At 60.8% G+C, this 21,308-nt stretch carries 21 protein-coding genes; 4 read left to right on the plus strand and 17 right to left on the minus strand.

Features of this window, described 5'->3' with window-relative positions:
* Positions 1–158: 158 nt before the first annotated feature.
* Genes BMY45_RS25590 through BMY45_RS25605 form a run of 4 tightly spaced genes read right to left on the minus strand, consistent with a single transcriptional unit; the run spans position 159 to position 2,894 of the window.
* Entirely contained in the window at positions 159–1,457 is a 1,299-nt protein-coding gene (locus tag BMY45_RS25590; RefSeq protein ID WP_092402993.1) for an NAD(P)/FAD-dependent oxidoreductase, read from the minus strand.
* Positions 1,458–1,517: 60 nt separating this feature from the next.
* The gene (locus tag BMY45_RS25595; protein ID WP_076386361.1) at positions 1,518–1,691 is read right to left on the minus strand and encodes a DUF3094 family protein; all 174 of its coding nucleotides are present in this window, start codon (positions 1,689–1,691) and stop codon (positions 1,518–1,520) included.
* A gap of 52 nt (positions 1,692–1,743) precedes the next feature.
* Positions 1,744–2,271 (minus strand): MOSC domain-containing protein, encoded by a 528-nt coding sequence (locus BMY45_RS25600; RefSeq protein ID WP_047229867.1) that lies wholly within the window; start codon positions 2,269–2,271, stop codon positions 1,744–1,746.
* Positions 2,268–2,894 (minus strand): DUF1780 domain-containing protein, encoded by a 627-nt coding sequence (locus BMY45_RS25605; RefSeq protein WP_047229866.1) that lies wholly within the window; start codon positions 2,892–2,894, stop codon positions 2,268–2,270. Before BMY45_RS25605 ends, BMY45_RS25600 begins: the two co-directional genes overlap by 4 nt.
* Before the next feature lie 145 nt (positions 2,895–3,039).
* On the opposite strand from BMY45_RS25605, the gene BMY45_RS25610 reads away from it, so the two are divergent.
* Complete coding sequence (locus BMY45_RS25610; RefSeq protein WP_092402995.1) at positions 3,040–3,726, plus strand: energy-coupling factor ABC transporter permease; 687 nt, start codon at positions 3,040–3,042, stop codon at positions 3,724–3,726.
* A gap of 64 nt (positions 3,727–3,790) precedes the next feature.
* Complete coding sequence (locus BMY45_RS25615) at positions 3,791–4,006, plus strand: hypothetical protein (protein WP_092402997.1); 216 nt, start codon at positions 3,791–3,793, stop codon at positions 4,004–4,006.
* Here the strand turns inward: BMY45_RS25615 and yacG are convergent.
* The 5 genes from yacG to pilB are packed head-to-tail and all read right to left on the minus strand — an operon-like array spanning position 4,003 to position 8,626.
* Positions 4,003–4,203: a DNA gyrase inhibitor YacG gene (gene yacG, locus BMY45_RS25620; RefSeq protein WP_047229863.1), complete on the minus strand. Its 201-nt coding sequence runs from the start codon at positions 4,201–4,203 to the stop codon at positions 4,003–4,005. The genes BMY45_RS25615 and yacG overlap by 4 nt on opposite strands.
* Positions 4,200–4,823 (minus strand): dephospho-CoA kinase, encoded by a 624-nt coding sequence (gene coaE, locus BMY45_RS25625; protein WP_092402999.1) that lies wholly within the window; start codon positions 4,821–4,823, stop codon positions 4,200–4,202. The genes yacG and coaE overlap by 4 nt, the downstream gene beginning before the upstream one ends.
* 11 nt (positions 4,824–4,834) lie before the next feature.
* The gene (locus BMY45_RS25630; protein ID WP_047229861.1) at positions 4,835–5,704 is read right to left on the minus strand and encodes a prepilin peptidase; all 870 of its coding nucleotides are present in this window, start codon (positions 5,702–5,704) and stop codon (positions 4,835–4,837) included.
* Between the two features lies 1 nt (position 5,705).
* Positions 5,706–6,923, minus strand: coding sequence for a type II secretion system F family protein (locus tag BMY45_RS25635; protein ID WP_092403001.1), 1,218 nt, complete (start codon positions 6,921–6,923; stop codon positions 5,706–5,708).
* Positions 6,924–6,925: 2 nt separating this feature from the next.
* Complete coding sequence (gene pilB / locus BMY45_RS25640; RefSeq protein ID WP_092403003.1) at positions 6,926–8,626, minus strand: type IV-A pilus assembly ATPase PilB; 1,701 nt, start codon at positions 8,624–8,626, stop codon at positions 6,926–6,928.
* A 223-nt stretch (positions 8,627–8,849) separates the two neighbouring features.
* Between pilB and BMY45_RS25645 the strand changes: the two genes are divergently transcribed.
* Together BMY45_RS25645 and BMY45_RS25650 are read left to right on the plus strand one after the other, a co-directional pair.
* On the plus strand, positions 8,850–9,269 hold the full coding sequence (locus BMY45_RS25645) for a pilin (protein WP_092403005.1): 420 nt from the start codon (positions 8,850–8,852) through the stop codon (positions 9,267–9,269).
* 279 nt (positions 9,270–9,548) lie between these two features.
* Positions 9,549–9,902, plus strand: a complete 354-nt coding sequence (locus BMY45_RS25650) for a BON domain-containing protein (protein ID WP_092403007.1) — start codon at positions 9,549–9,551, stop codon at positions 9,900–9,902.
* A gap of 327 nt (positions 9,903–10,229) precedes the next feature.
* Here BMY45_RS25650 and BMY45_RS25655 read toward each other — a convergent pair whose 3' ends face one another.
* The 8 genes from BMY45_RS25655 to panB all read right to left on the minus strand — a co-directional run bounded on the left by BMY45_RS25655 (position 10,230) and on the right by panB (position 21,173).
* Complete coding sequence (locus BMY45_RS25655) at positions 10,230–10,526, minus strand: DUF2845 domain-containing protein (RefSeq protein ID WP_092403009.1); 297 nt, start codon at positions 10,524–10,526, stop codon at positions 10,230–10,232.
* A 1-nt stretch (position 10,527) separates the two neighbouring features.
* A complete protein-coding gene (locus tag BMY45_RS25660; protein ID WP_177193394.1) occupies positions 10,528–13,461 on the minus strand; it encodes a DUF748 domain-containing protein in 2,934 nt (977 codons plus the stop codon).
* A gap of 119 nt (positions 13,462–13,580) precedes the next feature.
* Entirely contained in the window at positions 13,581–14,597 is a 1,017-nt protein-coding gene (locus BMY45_RS25665) for a class I SAM-dependent rRNA methyltransferase (protein WP_092403013.1), read from the minus strand.
* Positions 14,598–14,789: 192 nt separating this feature from the next.
* On the minus strand, positions 14,790–16,727 hold the full coding sequence (gene acs, locus BMY45_RS25670) for an acetate--CoA ligase (RefSeq protein WP_092403015.1): 1,938 nt from the start codon (positions 16,725–16,727) through the stop codon (positions 14,790–14,792).
* A gap of 242 nt (positions 16,728–16,969) precedes the next feature.
* Positions 16,970–18,634 (minus strand): glucose-6-phosphate isomerase, encoded by a 1,665-nt coding sequence (gene pgi, locus BMY45_RS25675; protein WP_092403017.1) that lies wholly within the window; start codon positions 18,632–18,634, stop codon positions 16,970–16,972.
* Positions 18,635–18,951: 317 nt separating this feature from the next.
* A complete protein-coding gene (gene panD / locus BMY45_RS25680) occupies positions 18,952–19,332 on the minus strand; it encodes an aspartate 1-decarboxylase (protein WP_092403019.1) in 381 nt (126 codons plus the stop codon).
* Between the two features lie 183 nt (positions 19,333–19,515).
* Entirely contained in the window at positions 19,516–20,376 is an 861-nt protein-coding gene (gene panC, locus BMY45_RS25685; protein WP_092403021.1) for a pantoate--beta-alanine ligase, read from the minus strand.
* Entirely contained in the window at positions 20,373–21,173 is an 801-nt protein-coding gene (gene panB / locus BMY45_RS25690; RefSeq protein ID WP_092403023.1) for a 3-methyl-2-oxobutanoate hydroxymethyltransferase, read from the minus strand. Before panB ends, panC begins: the two co-directional genes overlap by 4 nt.
* Positions 21,174–21,308 lie beyond the last annotated feature (135 nt).

The following is a 21,308-nucleotide window of genomic DNA, read 5'->3' on the forward strand; positions in this document are numbered from 1 at the left end:
GTAAGGATTTCAACTCAAGCGCGTGATTGCCTGGGCGGCAGTCATCGCGAGCAGGCTCGCTCCCACAGTTGATTGTGGTCACCCTGTGGGAGCGAGCCTGCTCGCGATGGCGGTGTTGCTGATCGAGCGAAGTCGCTAGCGGTCGCTCCCGGTTATCTTCAGTGCAACTTCAGCCTGGGCTCAGTCCCGCGCCCGATCTTGCTGCCCAGCATCAACATCGCCGTACGGAACATGCCGTACAGCGCCACCTGATGCATGCGGTAGAGCGATACATAGAACATCCGCGCCAGCCAGCCTTCGAGCATCACGCTGCCGGTGAGGTTGCCCATCAGGTTGCCCACCGCCGAGAAACGCGACAGCGAGATCAGCGAGCCGTAGTCGGTGTATTTGTATTCGGGCAGCGCCTTGCCTTCGATCTTCAGCTTGAGGGACTTGGCCAGCAGCGAGGCCTGCTGGTGGGCGGCCTGGGCGCGGGGTGGGACGTTGCGGTCGGTGCCCGGTTGCGGGCAGGCGGCGCAGTCGCCGAAGGCAAAGATGTTCTCGTCACGGGTGGTTTGCAGTGTCGGCAGTACTTGTAGCTGGTTGATCCGGTTGGTCTCCAGCCCGTCGATTTCCTTGAGGAAGTCCGGGGCGCGAATCCCGGCGGCCCAGACTTTCAGGCTCGCGTTGATGACCTTGCCATCGACGGTGATCAGGCTGTCGGCTGTCACCTGGCCAACAGCGGCGTTGGTCATGACATTGACCCCAAGTTTCTCCAGGGTCTTGTGCACAGGTCCGCCGATGCGTTCTGGCAAGGCCGGCAGGACCCGCGGTCCGGCTTCGATCAGGGTGATGTGCATGTTCTCCGGTTTGATCCGGTCCAAGCCATAGGCAGCCAGCTCATGGGCGGCGTTGTGCAGCTCGGCCGCCAGCTCAACCCCCGTCGCACCGGCGCCGACGATGGCGACGCTGATGCGTTCGACCACGTCGGTTTGCCCGGCATGGGCGCGCAGGTAATGGTTGAGCAATTGCTGATGGAAACGCTCGGCCTGTTTGCGCGTGTCGAGGAACAGGCAATGTTGCGCCGCGCCTTCGGTGCCGAAGTCATTGGTGGTGCTGCCGACGGCGATCACCAGAGTGTCGTAACCCAGTTCACGGGCCGGCAATAGTTCCAGGCCCGCCTCGTCATAGGTGGCGGCTAACTGGATGCTCTTGCGCTCCCGATCCAGACCGCTCATGCGCCCCAGCTGGAAACCGAAATGGTTCCATTTTGCCTGGGCGACGTAGTTGAGTTCGTCTTCGGAGGAGTTCAGGGAACCGGCAGCCACTTCATGCAACAGCGGTTTCCAGATATGGGTCAGGTTCGCGTCGACCAGCATCACACTGGCCGTGCCGCGCTTGCCCAGAGTCTTACCCAGACGGGTAGCCAACTCCAGACCGCCGGCGCCGCCGCCAACGATGACAATACGATGAGTCATGGGGATATCTCGCAAGGCTAAAGGAAATCGGTGCCGTTACCCGCGCGAGTGCCACGCAACTCATAGCGTCAGGTAACTGATCAGTCGGCTCAACAGGCCCAGGCCGATGGTGATGGCCAGTACCACCACCAGGAGCATCCACGGCCGGAAAGGCCGGCGCTCGACTCGGTGTTGGGACAGTTGCAGGTACTCTTCGACATGCTTCTGGTCTTCCGGGTTCAGGCGGCTGGTCATAAAGGCCTCGGCAGGTAGACGTTTCGAAAGGTATAGACGCTACAGCGTCTGGCTATCCGGCATTGAAAGCAGCGTAGCCGCTCGCCGGAACAGGTTCGACACTCAAGCTGTCGTCCAGGCGAATGATTCCACTTTTTAACACCCGTGCGGTGATTCCGCCATGGCCGCGCACGGCCTGGAACGTCCCTTCGCCGAGGTTGCGTTCCAGCCGCGCGCACGGCTGGCACCAGCCGGTGGTTTCGAAGATGGCCTGGCCGATGCGAAAGCGCCGGCCCTTGAGGCTGAACAGATTGATACCGCTGACCACCAGGTTGCGGCGCAGCTCTTGCGGCAACACCGGCTGATCCACCGGGCGGCCCATCAGCGAACCGATCACGGCCAGGTGTTCCCACTGAATCAAGGTGACTTGCCGGGCATTGCGCACGCCGGGACGGGCATGGTCGCCCGTCAGGCCGGCTTCCAGGCGTGCCTCCACGGCGTCCAGTGCAATCATGGGCGCATGGCCCTGGGGTCGCACGCCTATCCAGCGTACGCGGCCTTGCTGGGGCACAGCGGCAATCAGTTCCTGCAGTGGGCTCACAGGCTGATCCCGACATCGAACACGATGCTGCGCCCCAGATTGCTGCGCAGGAAATCCGGCGCGTCGGGATGGGCGAACAGTACCCGGGCAAACGTCGGCCCCACCAGCGACAGCGAGCGCCAACCCTGGCGCAGGTATTCGGTCGGCGGCGGGAAATGGCTATTGAGATCCAGCACTTCACGCTTGAGGCTGGCGAAGGCGATGATGTCCAACTCCCCCAGGTCCATGCCGCGTTCGGTGTAGTTGTGGGCTTTCTTGCGCAGGGTCGGGGCCAGGCGCAGCAGGAACTCATTGGCCGGGATGCGTCGGGGCTTGGCTTCGCGGCGCACCAGTTGGCTCAGGGAGAAAGCGCTACGACGGCGTTGCAGCTCGTCGCGCCATTCGTCATTGAGGCGACGGCCTTCGTCGAGGACAAAAAACACTTCGAAGTTGGCATCGCGAAACAATACGTCCGGCGGCTCTCCGGCAGGGGCGAACTCGTCGGCGCGATAGGGTACGTTCAGCCCTTGCAGCAGACGCTGGCAGACCCAACGCTCACGCTCCCATTTGCGGGCATTGGACAGAAAGGCGTTGGCTTGCTCGGCCGCGATGGTCAGCAGGCGTAAATAATCGGAATCATCCATGAGCCCAAGCTTAGCGTTCAATTGCGACAAGCTGGAAGCGTTGCATTGATTTATGGCCGGTTCGGGGTGGGGTGTAGACTGCCGGCTTGAATCCTGAGGTGATCATGGAGTCTTTGATGCAAGGACAAGCCAGAGGAGTAGCGCCATGATCGGAGCCGAACTGCTGTCTGCGCAGACGCTGACGGTCGGCTGGCTGATTTATCTGCCGGTGCTGGCCTGGGCCGTAGTGCGGGCGCCCTGGGTGGAGCTGTTCACCGACAGCCGTCGCCAGCACTTGCTGTTCGGCACGGTCCTGGCCCTGTTCATGTTGTGGCTGGTGCGACGGGATTTCGATACCGGCGTCTCGTATCACTTCATCGGCATGACCGCCGTGACACTGCTGCTGGATTGGCCGCTGGCGATTCTCGGCGGCCTTTGCGCCCAGCTTGCCCTGGTGCTGCTGGGGCGCCAGGACATGGCGGCGGTGGGTATCAACGGTGCGTTGCTGATTTTGCTGCCGGTGCTGGTCACCGAGTGCTGCGCGATCCTGGTGGAACGCGCCCAACCGCGCAATCTGTTCGTGTACATCTTCTGTTCGGGATTTCTCGCCGCCGCGCTTTCGGCGTTGTTGTGCCTGCTGGTGGGGCTTGGCCTGCTGTGGTACGACGGGGTGTTCGCCATGCCTTACTGGCTGGAAGATTTCATCGGCTACCTCTGGCTGATCATCTTTCCCGAGGCGTTTATCAACGGCATGGTGGTCAGTGCGTTGGTGGTGTTCAGCCCCGAATGGCTGGAGACCTTTAACCGTACGCGCTATCTGTCGGCCCCCTGGAAGGATGACGACAAGCCTTGATTCACATCAAGGCTGAGCAGCCGGACGCGCTTCATGCTCTGGAAAAATTCCAGGGAGCACAACCATGAGTGTTTATGAGTGGGCAAGACAAGAGATCAGGCGCAGCCAGGACGCGGCAGTGGAAATCGGCTTCGACCCGGGCCTTAGCCTGCGGGCCTTGCTCAGTGCGATCGTGCAGCAGAGCAAGGCGGTGCGCAGCGTGGAAGACCTGGCCGATGAGCTGAGTTTCCTGGCGGAGAACCTCGACGATGAACAGGACTACGGTTTCATGCGGCCTTAATGGCGAGGCTCGAACTCTTCGCTGAACAGGTCGTCCTCGGCATCGGGGCTGACCGGGATCTTGTGTTCTTCCGACGCCCAGGCGCCCAGGTCGATCAGTTTGCAGCGGTCGGAACAGAAGGGCCGGAAGGTGTTTTCCGGACTCCATTCCACAGGGGCGCCACAGGTTGGGCAATCAACGGTTGGGGTTTGGCTCATGACTGGCCTCCACGCAAAGTAAGGTAAAAGTGATGCAGGCGCTCGACCTCGCTGTGCAGCCAGGCGAGGTCGCGGTCATTGACCACCACGTCGTCGGCATGGCTCAAGCGATCCTGACGGCTGGACTGGGCCTTGAGGATCGCCTGGACCTGTTGCTCGCTGGTCTTGTCGCGCTGCAAGGTGCGTTCGATCTGTAGTTGTTCCGGCACATCGATCACCAGGATCCGCTGGGTCATGGCGTACTGGCCGGACTCGATCAACAGCGGCGACACCAGAATCGCGTAGGGTGATTGTGCCTGGGCCAGATGATGAGCGATTTCCTCGGCGATCAACGGATGCAGCAGCGCCTCGAGCCAGCGGCGTTGCTCGGCATTTTCGAAAATCAGTTGGCGCAGGGGCGCTCGGTTCAGTGTGCCGTCGGCCTGCAATACGCCGGGGCCAAAATGTTCGGCGATTTTAGCCAAGGCCGGGCGTCCGGGTTCGACCACCCAGCGCGCCGCGTGATCGGCGTCGACGACGTGCACGCCCAGGTCGATAAAGTGCTGCGCCGCCGCGCTTTTGCCGCTGCCGATACCGCCAGTCAGGCCGAGAATCCAGGGTTTTTCTGCGGGGCTATTCATTGAAATCGACATTAGGAACCGACAGACTGCCAATAGAAGTCGGTTATTTGACCACCCCAGAGCAAGGCAATCCAGCCGGCAATGGCCAGATAGGGCCCGAAGGGGATTTGCGTCGATGTCGGTGCATCACGCAGGCGCAGCACAATGACCCCGATAACGGCGCCCACCAGCGATGACAACAGCAACGTCAGGGGCAGGATCTGCCAGCCGCCCCAGGCGCCCAGCATCGCCAGCAGCTTGAAATCCCCGTAGCCCATGCCTTCCTTGCCAGTGATCAGTTTGAACACCCAGAACACCGACCACAGCGCCAGATAGCCGGCCACGGCGCCCCACATCGCCTGATTCAAGGGGACGAACAACCCGAAGCTGTTGACGATCAAGCCCAGCCACAACAACGGCAGCACCAGGGTATCGGGCAACAACTGGTGCTCGGCATCGATCAGGCTCATGCCCAGCAGGCCCCAGGTCAGCACCATCACCATTGCGGCCTGCCAGCCAAAGCCGAAATACCAGGCGACGAACGCCGACAGGATGCCGCAGGCCAACTCGGTCAGGGGATAACGCCGGCCGATGGGCGCGGCACAACTGGAGCAACGACCGCGCAATGCCAGGTAACTCAATAGCGGAATGTTTTCCCAGGCCCGGATGCGGTGGCCGCAGTGCGGGCACTGGGAGTGCGGCAGCATCAGGTTGTAGACCGGGCCGGGGGCTTCGGCGGGCAGGCCCAGCAAGTCATGGGCTTGCAGCCGCCATTCGCGCGAGAGCATCTTGGGCAGGCGCCACACCAGGACGTTGAGGAAACTGCCGATGATCAGTCCGAGCAATAACGCGGCGAGCACAAAGGCCAGGGGATACAGTGCGAAAAACTCAGTCAGGGGCATGTCAGATCGCAGAGCCGAGTTGAAAGATGGGCAGGTACATGGCAACCACCAGGCCGCCGACGACCACCCCCAGGACCACCATGATGAACGGTTCCATCAGGCTGGTGAGATTGTCCACCAGATTGTCCACCTCGGCTTCATAAAAGCTCGCCACTTTGTCGAGCATGTCGTCCAGCGCGCCGGACTCCTCGCCGATGGCGGTCATCTGGATCGCCATGTTCGGGAATATGCCTGAAGCACGCATGGAAAAATTCAACTGCATGCCGGTCGAGACATCCTGCCGGATGCGTTGTACCGCACGTTTGAACACCACGTTGCCGGTGGCGCCTGATACCGAGTCCAGGGCTTCCACCAGCGGCACGCCGGCCGCGAATGTCGTGGACAGGGTCCGGGCGTAGCGGGCCACGGCGGATTTGTACATCAGGGTGCCAATCAGCGGCAGTTTGAGCAGCCATTTATCGCGCCAGTCACGCAAGCCCTGGGAGCGCTTGAGTGCATGTTTGACACCGAAGAACGCCGCCACCGCGCCGCCCAGCAGCATCCACCACCACTGCTGCATGAACTCCGACAGGCCGATGACCATCACCGTGAAGGCCGGCAGTTGGGCGCCGAACCCGGAGAATACCGATTCAAACTGCGGCACCACCTTGACCAGCAGAATCCCCGTGACGACGGCGGCGACGAGCACCACGGCGGCCGGGTAGGTCATGGCCTTCTTGATCTTGGCCTTGAGGGCTTCGCTTTTTTCCTTGTAGGTCGCGACGCGCTCCAGCAGCGTATCCAGGGCGCCGGCCTGTTCACCGGCGTCCACCAGGTTGCAGTACAGTTCGTCGAAGTATTGCGGGCTCTTGCGCAACGACGCGGCGAAGCTGTTGCCGGCGGCGACTTCCTGTTTCACCTCGTCCACCAGCTTGCGCATGTTGGCGTTGTCGAAGCCTTCGCCAATGATGTCGAACGCCTGCAACAAGGGCACGCCGGCCTTGAGCATGGTCGCCATCTGACGAGTGAACAGGGCGATATCCAATGGCTTGATACGCTTGCCCTTGCTGAATATCGACGTGGACTTCTTGCGTACCTTGCCTGGGTTGATGCCTTGGTTGCGCAACTGGGCCTTGACCAGGGCCGGGCTCTGACCGGTCAGCTCCCCAGTCATTTTTGCGCCCTTGCGGTCTTTGCCTTCCCACGTGTAAACGTCGGTTTTTATTGCCTTGACCGCCATGTTCAATCCTTGGTGACCCGGTTGATTTCTTCGAGGCTGGTGATGCCTTGCATCACTTTGAGCAGTCCCGAGGCGCGCAGGTCATTAAAACCGTCCTTACGCATTTGCAGGTCGATTTCCAACGAGTTGCCCTCGGCCATGATCAGCCGTTGCAGCTCGGGCGTATTCTTGACCACTTCGTAAACCCCCACGCGCCCCTTGTAGCCGTTGTTGCACTGTTCGCAACCGACCGGCTCATAGATCGTGAACGAGCCGATGCGTTCCCGGGGGAAGCCTTCCTTGAGCAGGGTTTCCTCGGGAATCTCGATGGCCCTTTTGCACTGCGGGCACAGCTTGCGCGCCAGTCGCTGGGCAATGATCAGGTGTACCGCGGTGGCGATGTTGAAGCCGGGAATGCCCATGTTGTGAAGACGGATCAGGGTTTCGGCGGCGCTGTTGGTGTGCAGGGTGGAAAGCACCAGGTGTCCGGTCTGCGCGGCCTTGATGGCAATTTCGGCGGTCTCCAGGTCGCGGATCTCGCCTACCATGATCACGTCCGGGTCCTGGCGCAGAAACGAACGCAGGGCCTGGGCGAAATCCAGACCCTGGCGTGGATTCACGTTGACCTGGTTGATGCCTTCCATGTTGATTTCCACCGGATCCTCAGCGGTAGAAATATTGATGTCCACGGTGTTGAGTATATTCAGCCCGGTATAGAGCGACACGGTTTTGCCAGAGCCGGTGGGGCCGGTGACCAGAATCAACCCTTGTGGTTGTTTGAGAGCGGCCATGTACAACTCTTTCTGATCCGGCTCGTAGCCCAGGGCATCGATGCCCATCTGCGCACTGGAGGGGTCGAGGATCCGGATCACCACTTTTTCACCCCAGAGCGTCGGCAGGGTGTTGACCCGGAAGTCGATGGACTTGTTTTTCGACAGGCGCATTTTCAGACGCCCGTCCTGGGGTTTGCGCCGCTCGGAAATATCGAGGCTGGCCATGACCTTCAGGCGCGCGGCGATGCGGGTGCCCAGCTGGATCGGCGGGCGGGCCACTTCCCGCAGCATGCCGTCGGTACGCACCCGCACCCGGTAGATTTTTTCATAGGGCTCAAAGTGCAGGTCAGAGGAGCCGCCTTTGATCGCGTCCAGCAGCATCTTGTTGACGAACCGCACCACCGGCGCGTCGTCGGTGTCCTGGCCGGCGATGGAGTCCTGCTTGTGATCATCGATCGACTCGATGTCCAGGCCGTCGAGGTCGACATCGCCCATGCCTTCCAGGCCGGTGCTGGAAGACTCGAAAAACTTTTCGATAGCGTCGCTGAGCTTGTCGTCCTCCACCAGGATGGCTTCGGTGGTCAGGCCGGTGCTGAACTGAATGTCATTGATGGCCTGGTGGTTGGTGGGGTCGGAGATGCCCACGAACAGTTTGTTACCACGTCGCCACAGCGGCAGGGCGTGATGCTGGCGCACCAGTTTTTCGCTGACAAGGCCGGTGGGTTGGGTTTCCTTGTCCAGGCTGTTGAGGTCCAGCAGGGCCACGCCGAAATGCTCCGAGGCGATTTCCGCCACCTGGCGACTCTGGACCAGTTTGTTCTGCACCAGGTAACTGACCAGGGGCATGCGACTGCTTTGGGCCTGTTGGTACGCCTGCTGCGCACTTTGCTCGGTGATCAGTTCGGCCAGTACCAATTGCTTGGCCAGACCGCTTAAGGCGATGTCATTCATGGGAATCCCGAACGCGGACAGTTCATGACTTATAGCCTAGTCAAGCATCCAGACCAAACCAGCGGGGCGGGGTGACAAAAAATGTCAGATAGTGCGGTTGTTGGGTAGGACCTAGCGGCGCTTCGGGTCGAAGTCCCTTGCCAGCGGGCGCGACAGGGTTGGCACAGGCCGTGCAAAGGTCCCTTCAGGTCATGAGACTCCACCTCATGCTATGGAGATATCTATGAATAAGCAGAAGGGTTTTACGCTGATCGAGTTGCTGATCGTTGTGGCGATCATCGGCATTCTGGCGACGTTTGCGTTGCCGCAGTATTCCAAGTATCAGGCACGGGCGAAAGCGACGGCGGGGCTGGCGGAAGTCTCCGCGTTGAAGGTGCCGTTCGAGGACGTCATGAACCAGGGAACCAACCCGACGTTAGCCAACATCGGCGGAACATCGCCCACCAGCAACTGCACCCTGACCGCTTCAGGTACTGCAGCGGACGGAACCGGAACCATTGCCTGCACCTTGTTGAATGCGCCAGCTCCGGTTCTCGGCAAGGCAATCACCCTCTCCCGTTCAGCGGCCGGTGTTTGGACCTGCGGTTCGACGGCCGTCCAGGAATTCTTGCCCGCCGGTTGCACGGGGGCAGCGGCACCCTGATTTCGGGCCTGGCTGAGCCTGTGGCGAGGGGGCTTTCCCCTCGTCACGGAAAATCTTAACAATTCATAAACTTAGCGAGAGCCGAAAACCCGCAACTTGCATGTCCAAAATCAGCAGGCCATGCATTTTGCATGATTGTGAAAATTGCCGTTTCGCTTAACTGATTGATTTAAAACGAATTAATTGCTGATGCAAAACTGGCACAACCTTCGCACTACTCCTGTTAACCCTGCCGGGAAACACCGCCGGCAGTTTTTGAGAAAAACAGGAGTTACTCGTATGAAGAAGTTCGCTATCACTGCCGCAGCTGCCACCGCCCTGACTCTGACCATGGCTAGCGCTTTCGCCGAGACCACTCAAGCAACTCAGGCTCCGATGATGCTGGCTGCTGGTGAAGTGACAGAGGTTAAGGAAGACGTTTCTGATACCTGGATCACTACCAAGGTCAAAGCTGACCTGGCTACCGAAGCTGGCATGCCTGCTACCGACATCAAGGTCGAAACCAACAAAGGTGTTGTTTCACTGTCCTCGACTACAGTGCTGACCGACGCGCAAAAAGAGCGTGCCGTGATGATCACCAAGAACATCAAAGGCGTCAAAGATGTTTCGGCTGACGGCCTGAAATCCGAGTAAGACTCAAGACTTCTCGCCTGGACCGGGAGAAGGCACGGCAAGCGGGCTGAGACATACGTTTGCCGTTGCTTTGGAGTTCATGCGAAAGGCCACACGGACGTGGCCATTACAGGCCCCCGGCATTCGTGCCGGGGGCCTGTTCTATTGCGGGGCGGAAAAGTATTCAGGGATCAGCCTGGGAAATCGAGTGGCCCTTTTCGCGAGCAAGCCTGCTCCCACAATGGATCACATTCTTCCTGACGAAACTCGGTCCACTGTGGGAGCGGGCTTGCTCGCGAAGGCGGCGGCACGTTAACCCACATGCCTGCCGATTGTGCAGTGGCCCGCTCAGCGCCCCCGCTTGCTGGTGATCTGCACCAACCGGTTACCTTTGAAGCGCAAATACTGGTACATGCCATTGTTGGGGCCGTAGGTCCATTCTTCCACCGGGTATTCTTCCCGGCGATTGACACTGCGCTCGTAGCCCAGGTCATCCCGCGCCGTGGGTTGCCCGCATTTTTGCAGCACTTCGCTGGAGCGATCACCGACGCTGATCAACTGGCTGCCACAACGCAATGTATCGGCCGCCGACACGTGGCCGCTGGCGAGCAGCAAGATCAGGCTAAGCTCGTGCAGACGTTTCATCTTATTCGGCATCCAGATGCATAGGGGTGATCACGCGCCCGTCACTTTCGGCCTGACCGAGGCTGGCGTCGATGAAATACACACGGTCATCGGCCAATTGCCCTTTGTCCACCAGGAAGTCCTTGATGCTGCTGGCACGCTCCTGTCCCAGCTGGCGCAACAGCACTTCGTTGCCACTCCAGAACGTGATCACGCCTTCGCGCAGTTTTTCCGTGCGTGCCTTTTTATCCAGTTGCGTCCATTCCACCGGTGGCTGGGTCTTGAGACGGGTGCGATAGATGCCTTCGAGCAGCGGTGCCTTTTCATCCTCGGGCACCTCCAGCAGCGAGGCTTTGGCAGGGACTTTGTCGCCTCTGCGCTGCAGCATCTTGTAGTAGTTGTACTGGTATTCACGTTCCAGACGCTGGGCGGCGAGCAGCGGGCCGTCGCTGCTTTGGGCGGCGGTGCCTTCGATCTCCAGGCGCAACTCCGGACGTTTACCGAGGGCTTCGGACAACTTGAGCAGCGTGCCTTCGTTGTCCGGGTTCAGTTCGCTTGAGCCCGGGGCGAATGACACGCTGCCCAAATCTTGCGAGGCCCCCCCGGCCACCAGTCCACCGATGAGTTTGAATGGCGCCTGGGCCGCGCGTACCACCAGGTTGCGCAGGGTTTGCCAGACAATTGGCATCACGCTGAATTGCGGGTCATTGAGGTCGCCGGAAACCGGCAGCTCGATGGAAATCCTGCCTTCGGAATCCTTCAGCAGCGCGACGGCCAGCTTGAGCGGCAGGCTCACGGCGTCCGGGCTGTCGACCTTTTCCCCCAGCTGCAGTTGCTCGACTACCACTTTGTTGTCGGCCTGCAACTGGCCTTTGGTGATCCGGTAATGCAGGTCGAGGTTGAGTCGGCCCTTGCGGATGCGATAGCCGGCGAATTTGCCGGAATAGGGCGTCAGGGTCGTCAGCTCGACCCGTTTGAAACTGGTGGCGATGTCGAGGCTGGCCATCGGGTCGAAGGGATTGACCGCGCCCTTGATGGTGACAGGCGCGTAGCGGTCGACCTTGCCATTGATGTCCACGCTGGCCGGCTTGGCCTGGCGGCTGTCGATGGTGCCGATCTGGCCGTTGAGCTGTTGGATGGCCGTGGCGAAGTTCGGTGTCAGGCTGAAGTCGGCGAAGTTGGCTGAACCGTCATTGATGGCAATGCCGCCGACGTGGATGCCCAGCGGTTTGTCCTGGGAGGCCGGTTTTGCCGGGCTGTTGTTCGTACCGCTGTCGGCCGGTTGCGGGATCAGCAGGTCATCGACGTTGGTGGTGCGGTCTCGGTTGATCATGAATCGCGCGTAAGGCTGGTACAGGTTGACCTTGTCGATCGACAGGCTATCGCCGTGCTGATAGTTGAGCCCTTCGAGCACCAACTGTTTCCATTTGATGAAGTCCCGGGTCCTGAGGGTATCGAGGGTGTGCAGTTGATCGACCTGGGCGCGACCGGTGACGGCGAATGCCAGCGGCTCGGTGCTCTTGAGGTCCACCGCCAGATCGCTGCCGAGCATCCCGGAGCGCAGTTCCAGGCGAATGAACGGGTTGATGTACGCCTGGGCGACGCGTAGGTCGATGTCCTGGGTCTTGACCTTGAGCCGGGCGGTGACCGGGTTCAGGTTGACCTCGCCGTCAGCCAGGATCTTGCCCTGTTTGCCTATCCCGGTATCCAGCTTGAGGGTAAAGGGTGAACCGTTGAGGGTGTCGTAGTTCTGCAGGTCGAGGTTCAGCGGGCCCAGGTCCAGGGCCACGGCAGGTTGCGCCTGACGATCGGCCAGATGCACCTGGTAATTGCGCAGTTGCACGTCCTTCAACAGCACCTGCCAGGGCTTGCTCGGTGCTTGGGGTTCAGGCTCGGGCGAATCGGCGGCTGCTGGGGCCGATGCCGGTTCGACCTTGACCTGCGGTTTAGCCGGCTGACTGGCGAAGAGTTTTTGCCAGTCCAGTTGCCCATCCGCCTCGCGCGCGGCCCAGGTTTCCAGCTTCTGGCTGCGGATCTTGCCGACGATGACGTGTTGCTTGGCCAGGTCGACGGTTGTTTCACTCACATCCAGGCGTTCGAGCTTCGCCAATGGGCGGCCATCCGGCGCCTTGATGGAGAAGGGGGCCACGCTGACGGCCACGTTGTTGAGCAGCAGTTCGGTGCCCTTGGCCAGGTTGAGCTTGTAGTCGGTACTCAGGTTCAGCACGCCGTTTTCCAGCACCAGCGGTACCGCGTCGCGTACGTAGGGCCACCAGACTTTCATCTGGCCGTCGGTGACTTTGATCTTACCCTCGGAGGCGATCGGCGTGAGGCTGAAGTTGCCGGTCCAGTCGACCCGGCCGCCTTGAGGGCTGACGGCTACCAGGGTCATGTCGGCGTTGTCGTCGGGCAGAGTGCTGAGGTTCTTGAGCTCGAAATCAAGGGTGTCGTACAGAAATTCGATGGGCTCGCTGGGACGCAGGTCCTGAAAATGCAGGTAACCGCCGGCCAGTTTGATCCGGTCGATTCGCAGCGGAAACGGCTTGGCGTCGGGGTCGGTCGGGGTGGGTTCGCTGGCCGGCAGCTTGAACAGGCCCAGCAGGTTCAGCTGACCGTCCTTGGCGAACATGATCTCGGTCTTGGGCTTGTCCAGCTCGATATCGGTCAGGTGCAGGGCGCCGGACCAGAGGCTGTCGAGCTGCAGGTTGGTGTACAGCCGCTCGAAGGCGACCTGCTCCTTGCCCGGTTCGCCGACATTCAGGCCCCAAAGCGTGACTTCGAGGCTGAACGGATTGAGCTCGATACGCTGAATCCGGGCTGGCACCGTTGCATGGTCGGCCAGTTGTTGATTGGCGATCCGCAAGGCAACACCGGGTAATATCAGAAAACCCAGCAGGCTGTAGAGGGCCAGTACGGTCAACAGGGCGCCGAAAGCGCGAATCAATCCTTTGGGCATGTGCGGCTTCATCTGGTGTGAATTCGGAGTGCCTTGGAGTATGGCATGCGTTTACGGTTCCGAAGCCACTGTGATTTATCAGATTTATCCGTTTTCGGCGTAGGAGTTGAACCGCTGGTTCAGAGCTGAAGGATCAACGTCTTGAGTGGCGGCTGCTGGTCCAGCGAGGGGAAATCGCTGCCGGGTGTCAGTATTTTCCATTCGCGCACCGGGCGGCCGGCCTTTTCCGCGCAGCGCAGCACTTGCTCGCGCCAGTCGTCCATGGAGACTTTTGCCAGGTTGTTGCAGCAGATCAGCACGCCATTTTCAGCGGTGGTGAGCAGCGCCGGCTTGAGCAGGCTCTGGTAATCGCGCAACAGGTCGACCGTGCCGAACGCGCTCTTGGCCCAGGCGGGCGGGTCGAGCAGCACCAGGTCGTACTGGCGTTGCTCCAGGCGCACATAACCTGGCAGTTTCTGCCCGCGCCGCTGACTGATGGGCAGGCCGGCCAGCTGGCGGATGGCCGGGAAGTAATCCGATTGCACGAAATCCATGGGCGGCAGATCAGGGTTGAGCAGACCGTTCTCGCGCCCCACCGCCAGGTTGCCTTCGGCAAAGTCCAGGTTGCACACCTCGCGCGCGCCACCGGCTGCGGCGCTCAGGCCGACGCCGCAGGTGTAGGCGAACAGGTTCAGCACGCTTTTGTTGCGGCTGTGTTCCTTGACCCAGCCACGGGCGTTACGCAGGTCGAGAAACAGCAACGGATCCTGCCCGGCATGGCGCCCGCGCACGCGGTAGTTCAAGCCCCATTCACGGCCGACAAGGTCTTGCAGGGCGGCTTCGTCAGCTTGGTAAACGGTGTCCTGGCGGTCGACGCGCGAATTGCCCCGGGCGCGATCGTTGTAGACCAGCAGGGTGTCCAGGCCCAGGTACTCGTTGACGATACCGTGCAATTGCAGCAAGGCATCGCGTTCCAGCGACTGATGGAAACTCTGTACCAGCAATTGCGGGCCGTAGCGGTCGACCGTCAGGCCGGGGGCGCCTTCCTGGCTGCCATGGAACAAGCGATAGCAATCGGTGCCTTGCTGGTGCAATTGGCCGAGCAGGTCCTGACGCTGATCGAGGGCGGCGCGCAGCGCCTGATTCAAGGAAGACATGCCGGGCGCGCCTTAAGGAAATGAGGCGCGGGAGTTTAGCAGTTATGGATACTCGGGTTGGGATTGCATACGGATATGAAGCCGGGCACCGACCTGTGGCGAGGGAGCTTGCTCCCACTGGGCTGTACTGTAGGAGCTGCCGAAGGTCCAGCTCAAGCAAGCTCGCTCGCCACAGACTCTTGTGTTGCTGGCTCAGCGATTGAGCCGCTTATCGATCAGCCCCTCCACCACGCTCGGATCGGCCAGGGTCGAGGTGTCGCCGAGGCTGTCGAGCTCGTTGCAGGCAATTTTGCGCAGGATGCGCCGCATGATCTTGCCCGAACGGGTCTTGGGCAGTGCCGGCGCCCACTGGATCAGTTCCGGTTTGGCGAAGCTGCCGATCTCCTTGCTGACGTGGTCCAGTAATTCTTTTTTCAACGCGTCGTTGGCCTCGATTCCATCCATCGGCGTGACGAAGGCGTAGATGCCCTGGCCTTTGAGGTCATGGGGGTAACCGACCACTGCTGCTTCGGCGATGTTGTCGTGCAGCACCAAGGCACTTTCTATTTCGGCAGTGCCGATGCGGTGTCCGGAGACGTTGATCACATCGTCGATGCGCCCGGTGATCCAGTAATCGCCATCTTCGTCTCGACGGGCGCCGTCGCCGGTGAAGTAATAGCCAGGGTAGGGCTTGAAGTAGGTGTCGACCATGCGTTGATGATCGCCATAAACGCTGCGAATCTGCCCCGGCCAGCTCGCCTTGATCGCCAGCACACCGCTGCCGGCACCATTGATTTGCTTGCCGGTTTCATCGAGCAATACCGGTTGCACGCCGAACATGGGGCGGGTGGCGCAGCCCGGCTTGAGCCGCGGCGCACTCACCAGCGGGCTGAGCATGATGCCGCCGGTTTCGGTCTGCCACCAGGTGTCGACAATCGGGCAGCGCTGTTCGCCCACCACGTTGAAGTACCATTCCCACGCCTCCGGGTTGATCGGCTCACCGACGCTGCCGAGCAATCGCAGGCTTTTGCGCGACGTTTCCTGCAGCGGCCCGGTACCTTCGCGCATCAGCGCTCGCAGGGCGGTCGGGGCGGTGTAGAAAATGTTGACTTGATGCTTGTCGATCACCTGCCAGAAGCGCGAACTGCTGGGGTAGCTCGGCACGCCTTCGAAGATCAGCGTGGTGGCGCCGTTGGCCAACGGTCCGTAGACGATATAGCTGTGGCCGGTGACCCAGCCGACATCGGCGGTGCACCAGAACACTTCGTTGTCGCGGTAGTCCAGTACGTACTTGAACGTCATCGCCGCTTGCAGCAGATAACCGCCGGTGGTGTGCAGCACACCTTTGGGTTTGCCGGTGCTGCCGGAGGTGTAGAGGATGAACAGCGGGTCCTCGGCATCCATCGGTTCCGGTGGGCAATCGTCGCTCATCTCATGCATGGCCTGGTGGTACCACAGGTCGCGGCCTTCGACCCAGGCCACTTCGCCCTGAGTGCGCTCGACCACCAGCACGGTGCTGACGTTGGGGCAACTTGCCAGGGCTTTATCGACATTGCGCTTGAGCGGTATGAATCGTCCGCCGCGCACGCCTTCGTCGGCCGTGATCACGGTGCGGCAATCGGCGTCGAGAATCCGGTCGCGCAGCGAATCCGGCGAAAAGCCGCCAAACACTACCGAATGCACGGCGCCAATGCGGGTGCAGGCAAGCATGGCGTAGGCCGCCTCCGGGATCATCGGCATGTAGATGCAGACACGGTCGCCTTTCTTCACGCCGCGGCTTTTCAGCACGTTGGCCAGGCGGCAAACATGGTGATGAAGTTTTCTGTAGGTGATTTCTGCCGATTCGGCGGGATTGTCGCCTTCCCAGATGATCGCTGTCTGGTCGCCACGTGTATCCAGATGGCGGTCGATGCAATTGGCGCTGACGTTCAGTTGGCCCCCGGCGAACCAGGTGGCGTCGCCGATCTTGAGGTCATAGCGCTGGACGGTTTGCCAAGGCGTCATCCAGTCGAGAAAGCGCGTCGCCTGCTCGCCCCAGAAAGCGCTGGGGTGTTCGATGGATTCTTTGTAGAGCCGCGTGTACTCGTCCTGACTCAGTTGCGCAGCCCGGCGGACGGCATCGGCTTGGGGGTACTGGCTGATATCGAACATGACGGTTCCTTATTCTTGTTTTTGCGACAAGAGGGGAGCGGCACGACCCTCGTAGGAGCTGCCGAAGGCTGCGATCTTTTCTCTCAATACACTTGAATACCAAGTGGAGGATCAAGATCAAAAGATCGCAGCCTTCGGCAGCTCCTACAGTGCCGTGTACCCCACGGTGTGCGGGTAACCCGAGCCGTAGGAACTGTCCTGAACGAAAAGCGACAGGGCGGGTGAGCCGCCCTGTCAGACTATCACCCGCGATGACGCCCGCGGAAGTAGTTGATCAAACCCTGGGTCGAAGGGTCTTCGGCCGCGCTTTCTTCGCTGCCCACCAGACGGTTGTAGACGCCCTTGCCCAATTCCTTGCCCAGCTCCACGCCCCATTGGTCGAAAGCGTTGATGCCCCAGACCACGCTTTGCACGAACACCTTATGTTCATACAGCGCTACCAATGCGCCAAGGCGACGTGGGCTGATGCGTTCGACCACCAGGGTGTTGCTCGGCCGGTTGCCCGGGATCACCTTGTGGGAGGCCAGTTTCTGTACGTCTTCTTCACTCGCGCCTTTGTCACGCAGTTCCGCTTCGGCTTCGGCGCGGGTCTTGCCCAGCATCAGCGCCTGGCTCTGGGACAGGCAGTTGGCGTACAGCCACTGGTGGTGATCGGACACCGGGTTGAAGCTGACGATCGGCACGATGAAGTCCGCCGGGATCAACTGGGTGCCCTGATGCAGCAACTGGTGGTAGGCGTGCTGACCATTGCAGCCGACGCCGCCCCAGATCACAGGACCTGTGTCGGTCGACACCGGCGTGCCGTCCTGGCGCACACTCTTGCCGTTGGATTCCATGTCCAGTTGCTGCAAGTGCTTGGTGATGTTGCGCAGGTAGTGGTCGTACGGCAGGATCGCGTGGCTTTGCGCGCCCCAGAAGTTGCCGTACCACACGCCCAGCAGCGCCAGCAGTACCGGCATGTTCTGTTCGAACGGCGCGCTCTGGAAATGCTGGTCCATGGAATAGGCGCCGGAGAGCAATTCCTTGAAGTTCGACATGCCGATGGCCAGGGCGATCGGCAAACCGATGGCCGACCACAGCGAGTAGCGCCCGCCGACCCAATCCCACATCGGGAAGATGTTTTCTTCGCGGATGCCGAAGGCCACGGCGGCGGCGTTATTACTCGACACGGCGATGAAGTGGCGGTACAGCTCCGCTTCGGAACCGCCCTGGGCCAGGTACCAGGCACGGGCGGCCTGGGCGTTCTTCAGGGTTTCGAGGGTGTTGAAGGATTTCGACGAGACGATGAACAGCGTGGTCTCGGCGCGCAACTTCATGGTCAGTTCATGGAACTCGCTGCCGTCGATGTTCGCCAGGTAGTGACAGCGCACGCCTTTTTGCGCGTAAGACAGCAGCGCTTCGGAGACCAGTTCCGGGCCGAGGAAAGAGCCACCGATGCCGATGTTCACCACGTCGGTAATCGGTTTCTCGGTGTAGCCGCGCCACAGGCCGTCATGGATGCGGCCCACCAGATCAGTGATCTGGTTCAGCACCTTGTGTACGTCGGGCATGACGTCGACGCCGTTCACCAGCAGTTTATCGCCTACCGGCCGGCGCAGCGCGGTGTGCAGGGCCGGGCGGTTCTCGGAGGCATTGACAATTTCGCCTTCGAACAACGCTTTGATCGCGCCCTTGAGGTCGACTTCATTGGCCAGGCACACCAGCAGGTCACGGGTCTGGGCGTTGATCAGGTTCTTTGAGTAGTCGAGAAACAGGCCGCAGCTCGACAGGGTGAATTGATTGAAACGCTGCGGATCGGCATGGAACGCTTCGCGCATGCTGAAATCCTGCATGGCTTTGCGGTGGTCATTCAGCGCTTGCCAGGCAGGCAGAGCGGTCACGTCGTGAGGGGTTCGGTAGTACGCCATCGCTGCGGGTTTCCTTTTTACTTGAACGACCTTTTGTACACTAAAAATTCCGGCATGGCCTCAGGTGGGCGGCCGGACAACTGCGTCGACACGATCTATGGACACAGGGCGACTACAGTAAACCTCGCGTCGCGATCTGTCTTGGCTTTGTCAGACCGTTGCCCGGTACTTTTTTATACAACAGGGGCGGGATTGGTCCGCTGTGGGAGCAAAGCTTGCTCGCGACTGCAATGGTCCAGTTGCATGGATGTCGCCTGGCATACTGCTATCGCGAGCAAGCTTTGCTCCCACAGGCTCGCCCGTTGGCCGGGGCTCGATCAGGCGAGCTGCACCGGGATGGCATTGCTGGTATGGCTCAATTCGTTGCCTGGAGCCATGTACAACATGCGGGGCTTGAAGTTGACCAGTTCGGCTTCGCTGTAATGGGCGTAGGCGCAGATGATCACCCGGTCACCCACCTTGGCCTTGTGCGCCGCAGCGCCGTTGACCGAAATCATTCGTGAGCCTTCTTCGCCACGGATCGCGTAGGTGGTGAAGCGTTCACCGTTGTCGACGTTGTAGATCTGGATCTGTTCGTATTCGCCAATACCCGACAGGTCCAGCCACTCACCATCAATGGCGCAGGAGCCTTCATAGTCGAGCACGGCGTGAGTGACTTCGGCGCGGTGCAGCTTGGCCTTGAGCATGATGGCGTGCATGAATGTTTCCTCTGGTCGGGTCCGAACGGCGGGCAGTTTGCCCGAAGGCTACTGAAGCGGCAATAACACTGCAGTACCCTTGTGGGAGCGGGCTTGCTCGCGAAGGCGTCGGCACATTCAACATCGATGTGACAGATACACCGCTTTCGCGAGCAAGCCCGTTCCCACAGGGTTTTGTGGTATTCAGGCGGGCGTGTCGAGGTCCAGGTGCAGGTTATCGATCAACCGGGTGGTGCCCAGGAAAGCGGCAACCAGAATCACCAGGTCACGATCCTCTGCCGTGGCCGGACGCAAGGTACGGGCGTGGCGGATTTCCAGATAATCAGGACGCAGGCCGACAGTTTTCAGTTGCGTGATCTGCTCGGCCACCAGCGCCGGGAAATCCCGGCGCCCCAACCTGATCGCCTCGGCAATCTGGCTCAGGCTGCGATAGACCACGGGTGCCACCGCGCGTTGTTCCGGGCTGAGGAAGCCGTTGCGCGACGACAGCGCCAGGCCGTCTTCGGCGCGAACGGTGGGCTCGCCGATGATCTGGATCGGCATGTTCAGGTCATGGACCAGCGCGCGGATCACCGCCAGTTGCTGGAAGTCCTTCTGGCCAAACACCGCAAGGTCGGGCTGGACCATGTTGAACAGCTTGCTGACCACCGTCGCCACGCCCTCGAAATGCCCCGGACGGCTGGCGCCGCACAGGCCTTCGGACACTTGCGGGACGCTGACCCGGGTCTGCCCGGTCATGCCGTCGGGGTACATTTCTTCGACGGTTGGCGCGAACAGCAGATGGCAGCCGGCCTGGAGCAGCTTTTCCTGATCGGCGGCGAGGGTGCGCGGGTATTTGTCCAGGTCTTCGCCGGCACCGAACTGCAGCGGGTTGACGAAAATGCTTGCCACCACGAAGTCGGCCCGCTGCGCCGCTTTGGTGACCAGCGCCATATGGCCGCTGTGCAGGTTGCCCATGGTCGGCACGAAAGCGATGCGTTTGCCTTCGCTGCGGGCGCGGGCCACGGCAGCCCGCAGTTCGCGTACGGTTTTGACGGTGTTCATGCAGAAAATCCGTGCTCGACGCCAGGGAAAGTCGCCGCCTTGACTTCGGCAACATAGGCGCCCAGGGCGGCCTGAATGGTCGTTTGCCCGGTCATGAAGTTCTTCACGAACTTGGGGACGCGACCGGTGATCGACAAGCCGAGCATGTCGTGCAGCACCAGTACCTGGCCGTCGGTGGCGCTGCCGGCGCCGATGCCGATGACCGGGATCTTCACCGCCTGGGTGATTTCCTCCGCCAGTTCGCTGGGCACGCATTCGAGCAGCAACATCGCGGCACCCGCCTGCTCCAGCGCGATCGCATCGGCGCGCATCTGACGGGCCTGGTTTTCATTGCGGCCCTGAACCTTGTAGCCACCGAGGATGTTCACCGCCTGGGGCGTCAAGCCCAGGTGTGCGCACACCGGGATGCCGCGTTCGGCCAGCAGGCGAATGGAATCGGCCAGCCACAACGCGCCTTCTATTTTCACCATGTGTGCGCCGGCCTGCATCAGCATGGCGCTGTTGGTCATGGTTTGTTCGAGGGTGGCGTAGGCCATGAATGGCAGGTCGGCAAGGATCAGCGCATCGGTGTTACCGCGTTTGACGGCGGCCACATGGTAGGCCATCTCGGCGGTGGTCACCGGCAGTGTGCTGTCGTGACCTTGCAGCACCATGCCGAGGGAATCGCCCACCAGCAGCACTTCGACACCGGCCTCATTGCAGGCGTGGGCGAAGGTTGCGTCATAGCAGGTCAGCATGGTGATTTTTTCACCTTTTTGCTTGAGACCTTGCAGCGTGGTCAGGGTAATAGCTGGCATGAAAAAGTCCTCATTAGGCGCTCGTGATCTACTGCGAGTAACGCGCATGATGGGTCATTTATACAGGCGCACCTTCTATGCGTGGTGCTTGTAAGGCCTGGATTGCGCCCTTTAGCGCCGCGTTGGCGGCAACGG

It is taken from the genome of Pseudomonas sp. NFACC39-1 (genome assembly GCF_900110355.1).
In the GTDB taxonomy this organism is placed as follows: domain Bacteria; phylum Pseudomonadota; class Gammaproteobacteria; order Pseudomonadales; family Pseudomonadaceae; genus Aquipseudomonas; species Aquipseudomonas tehranensis.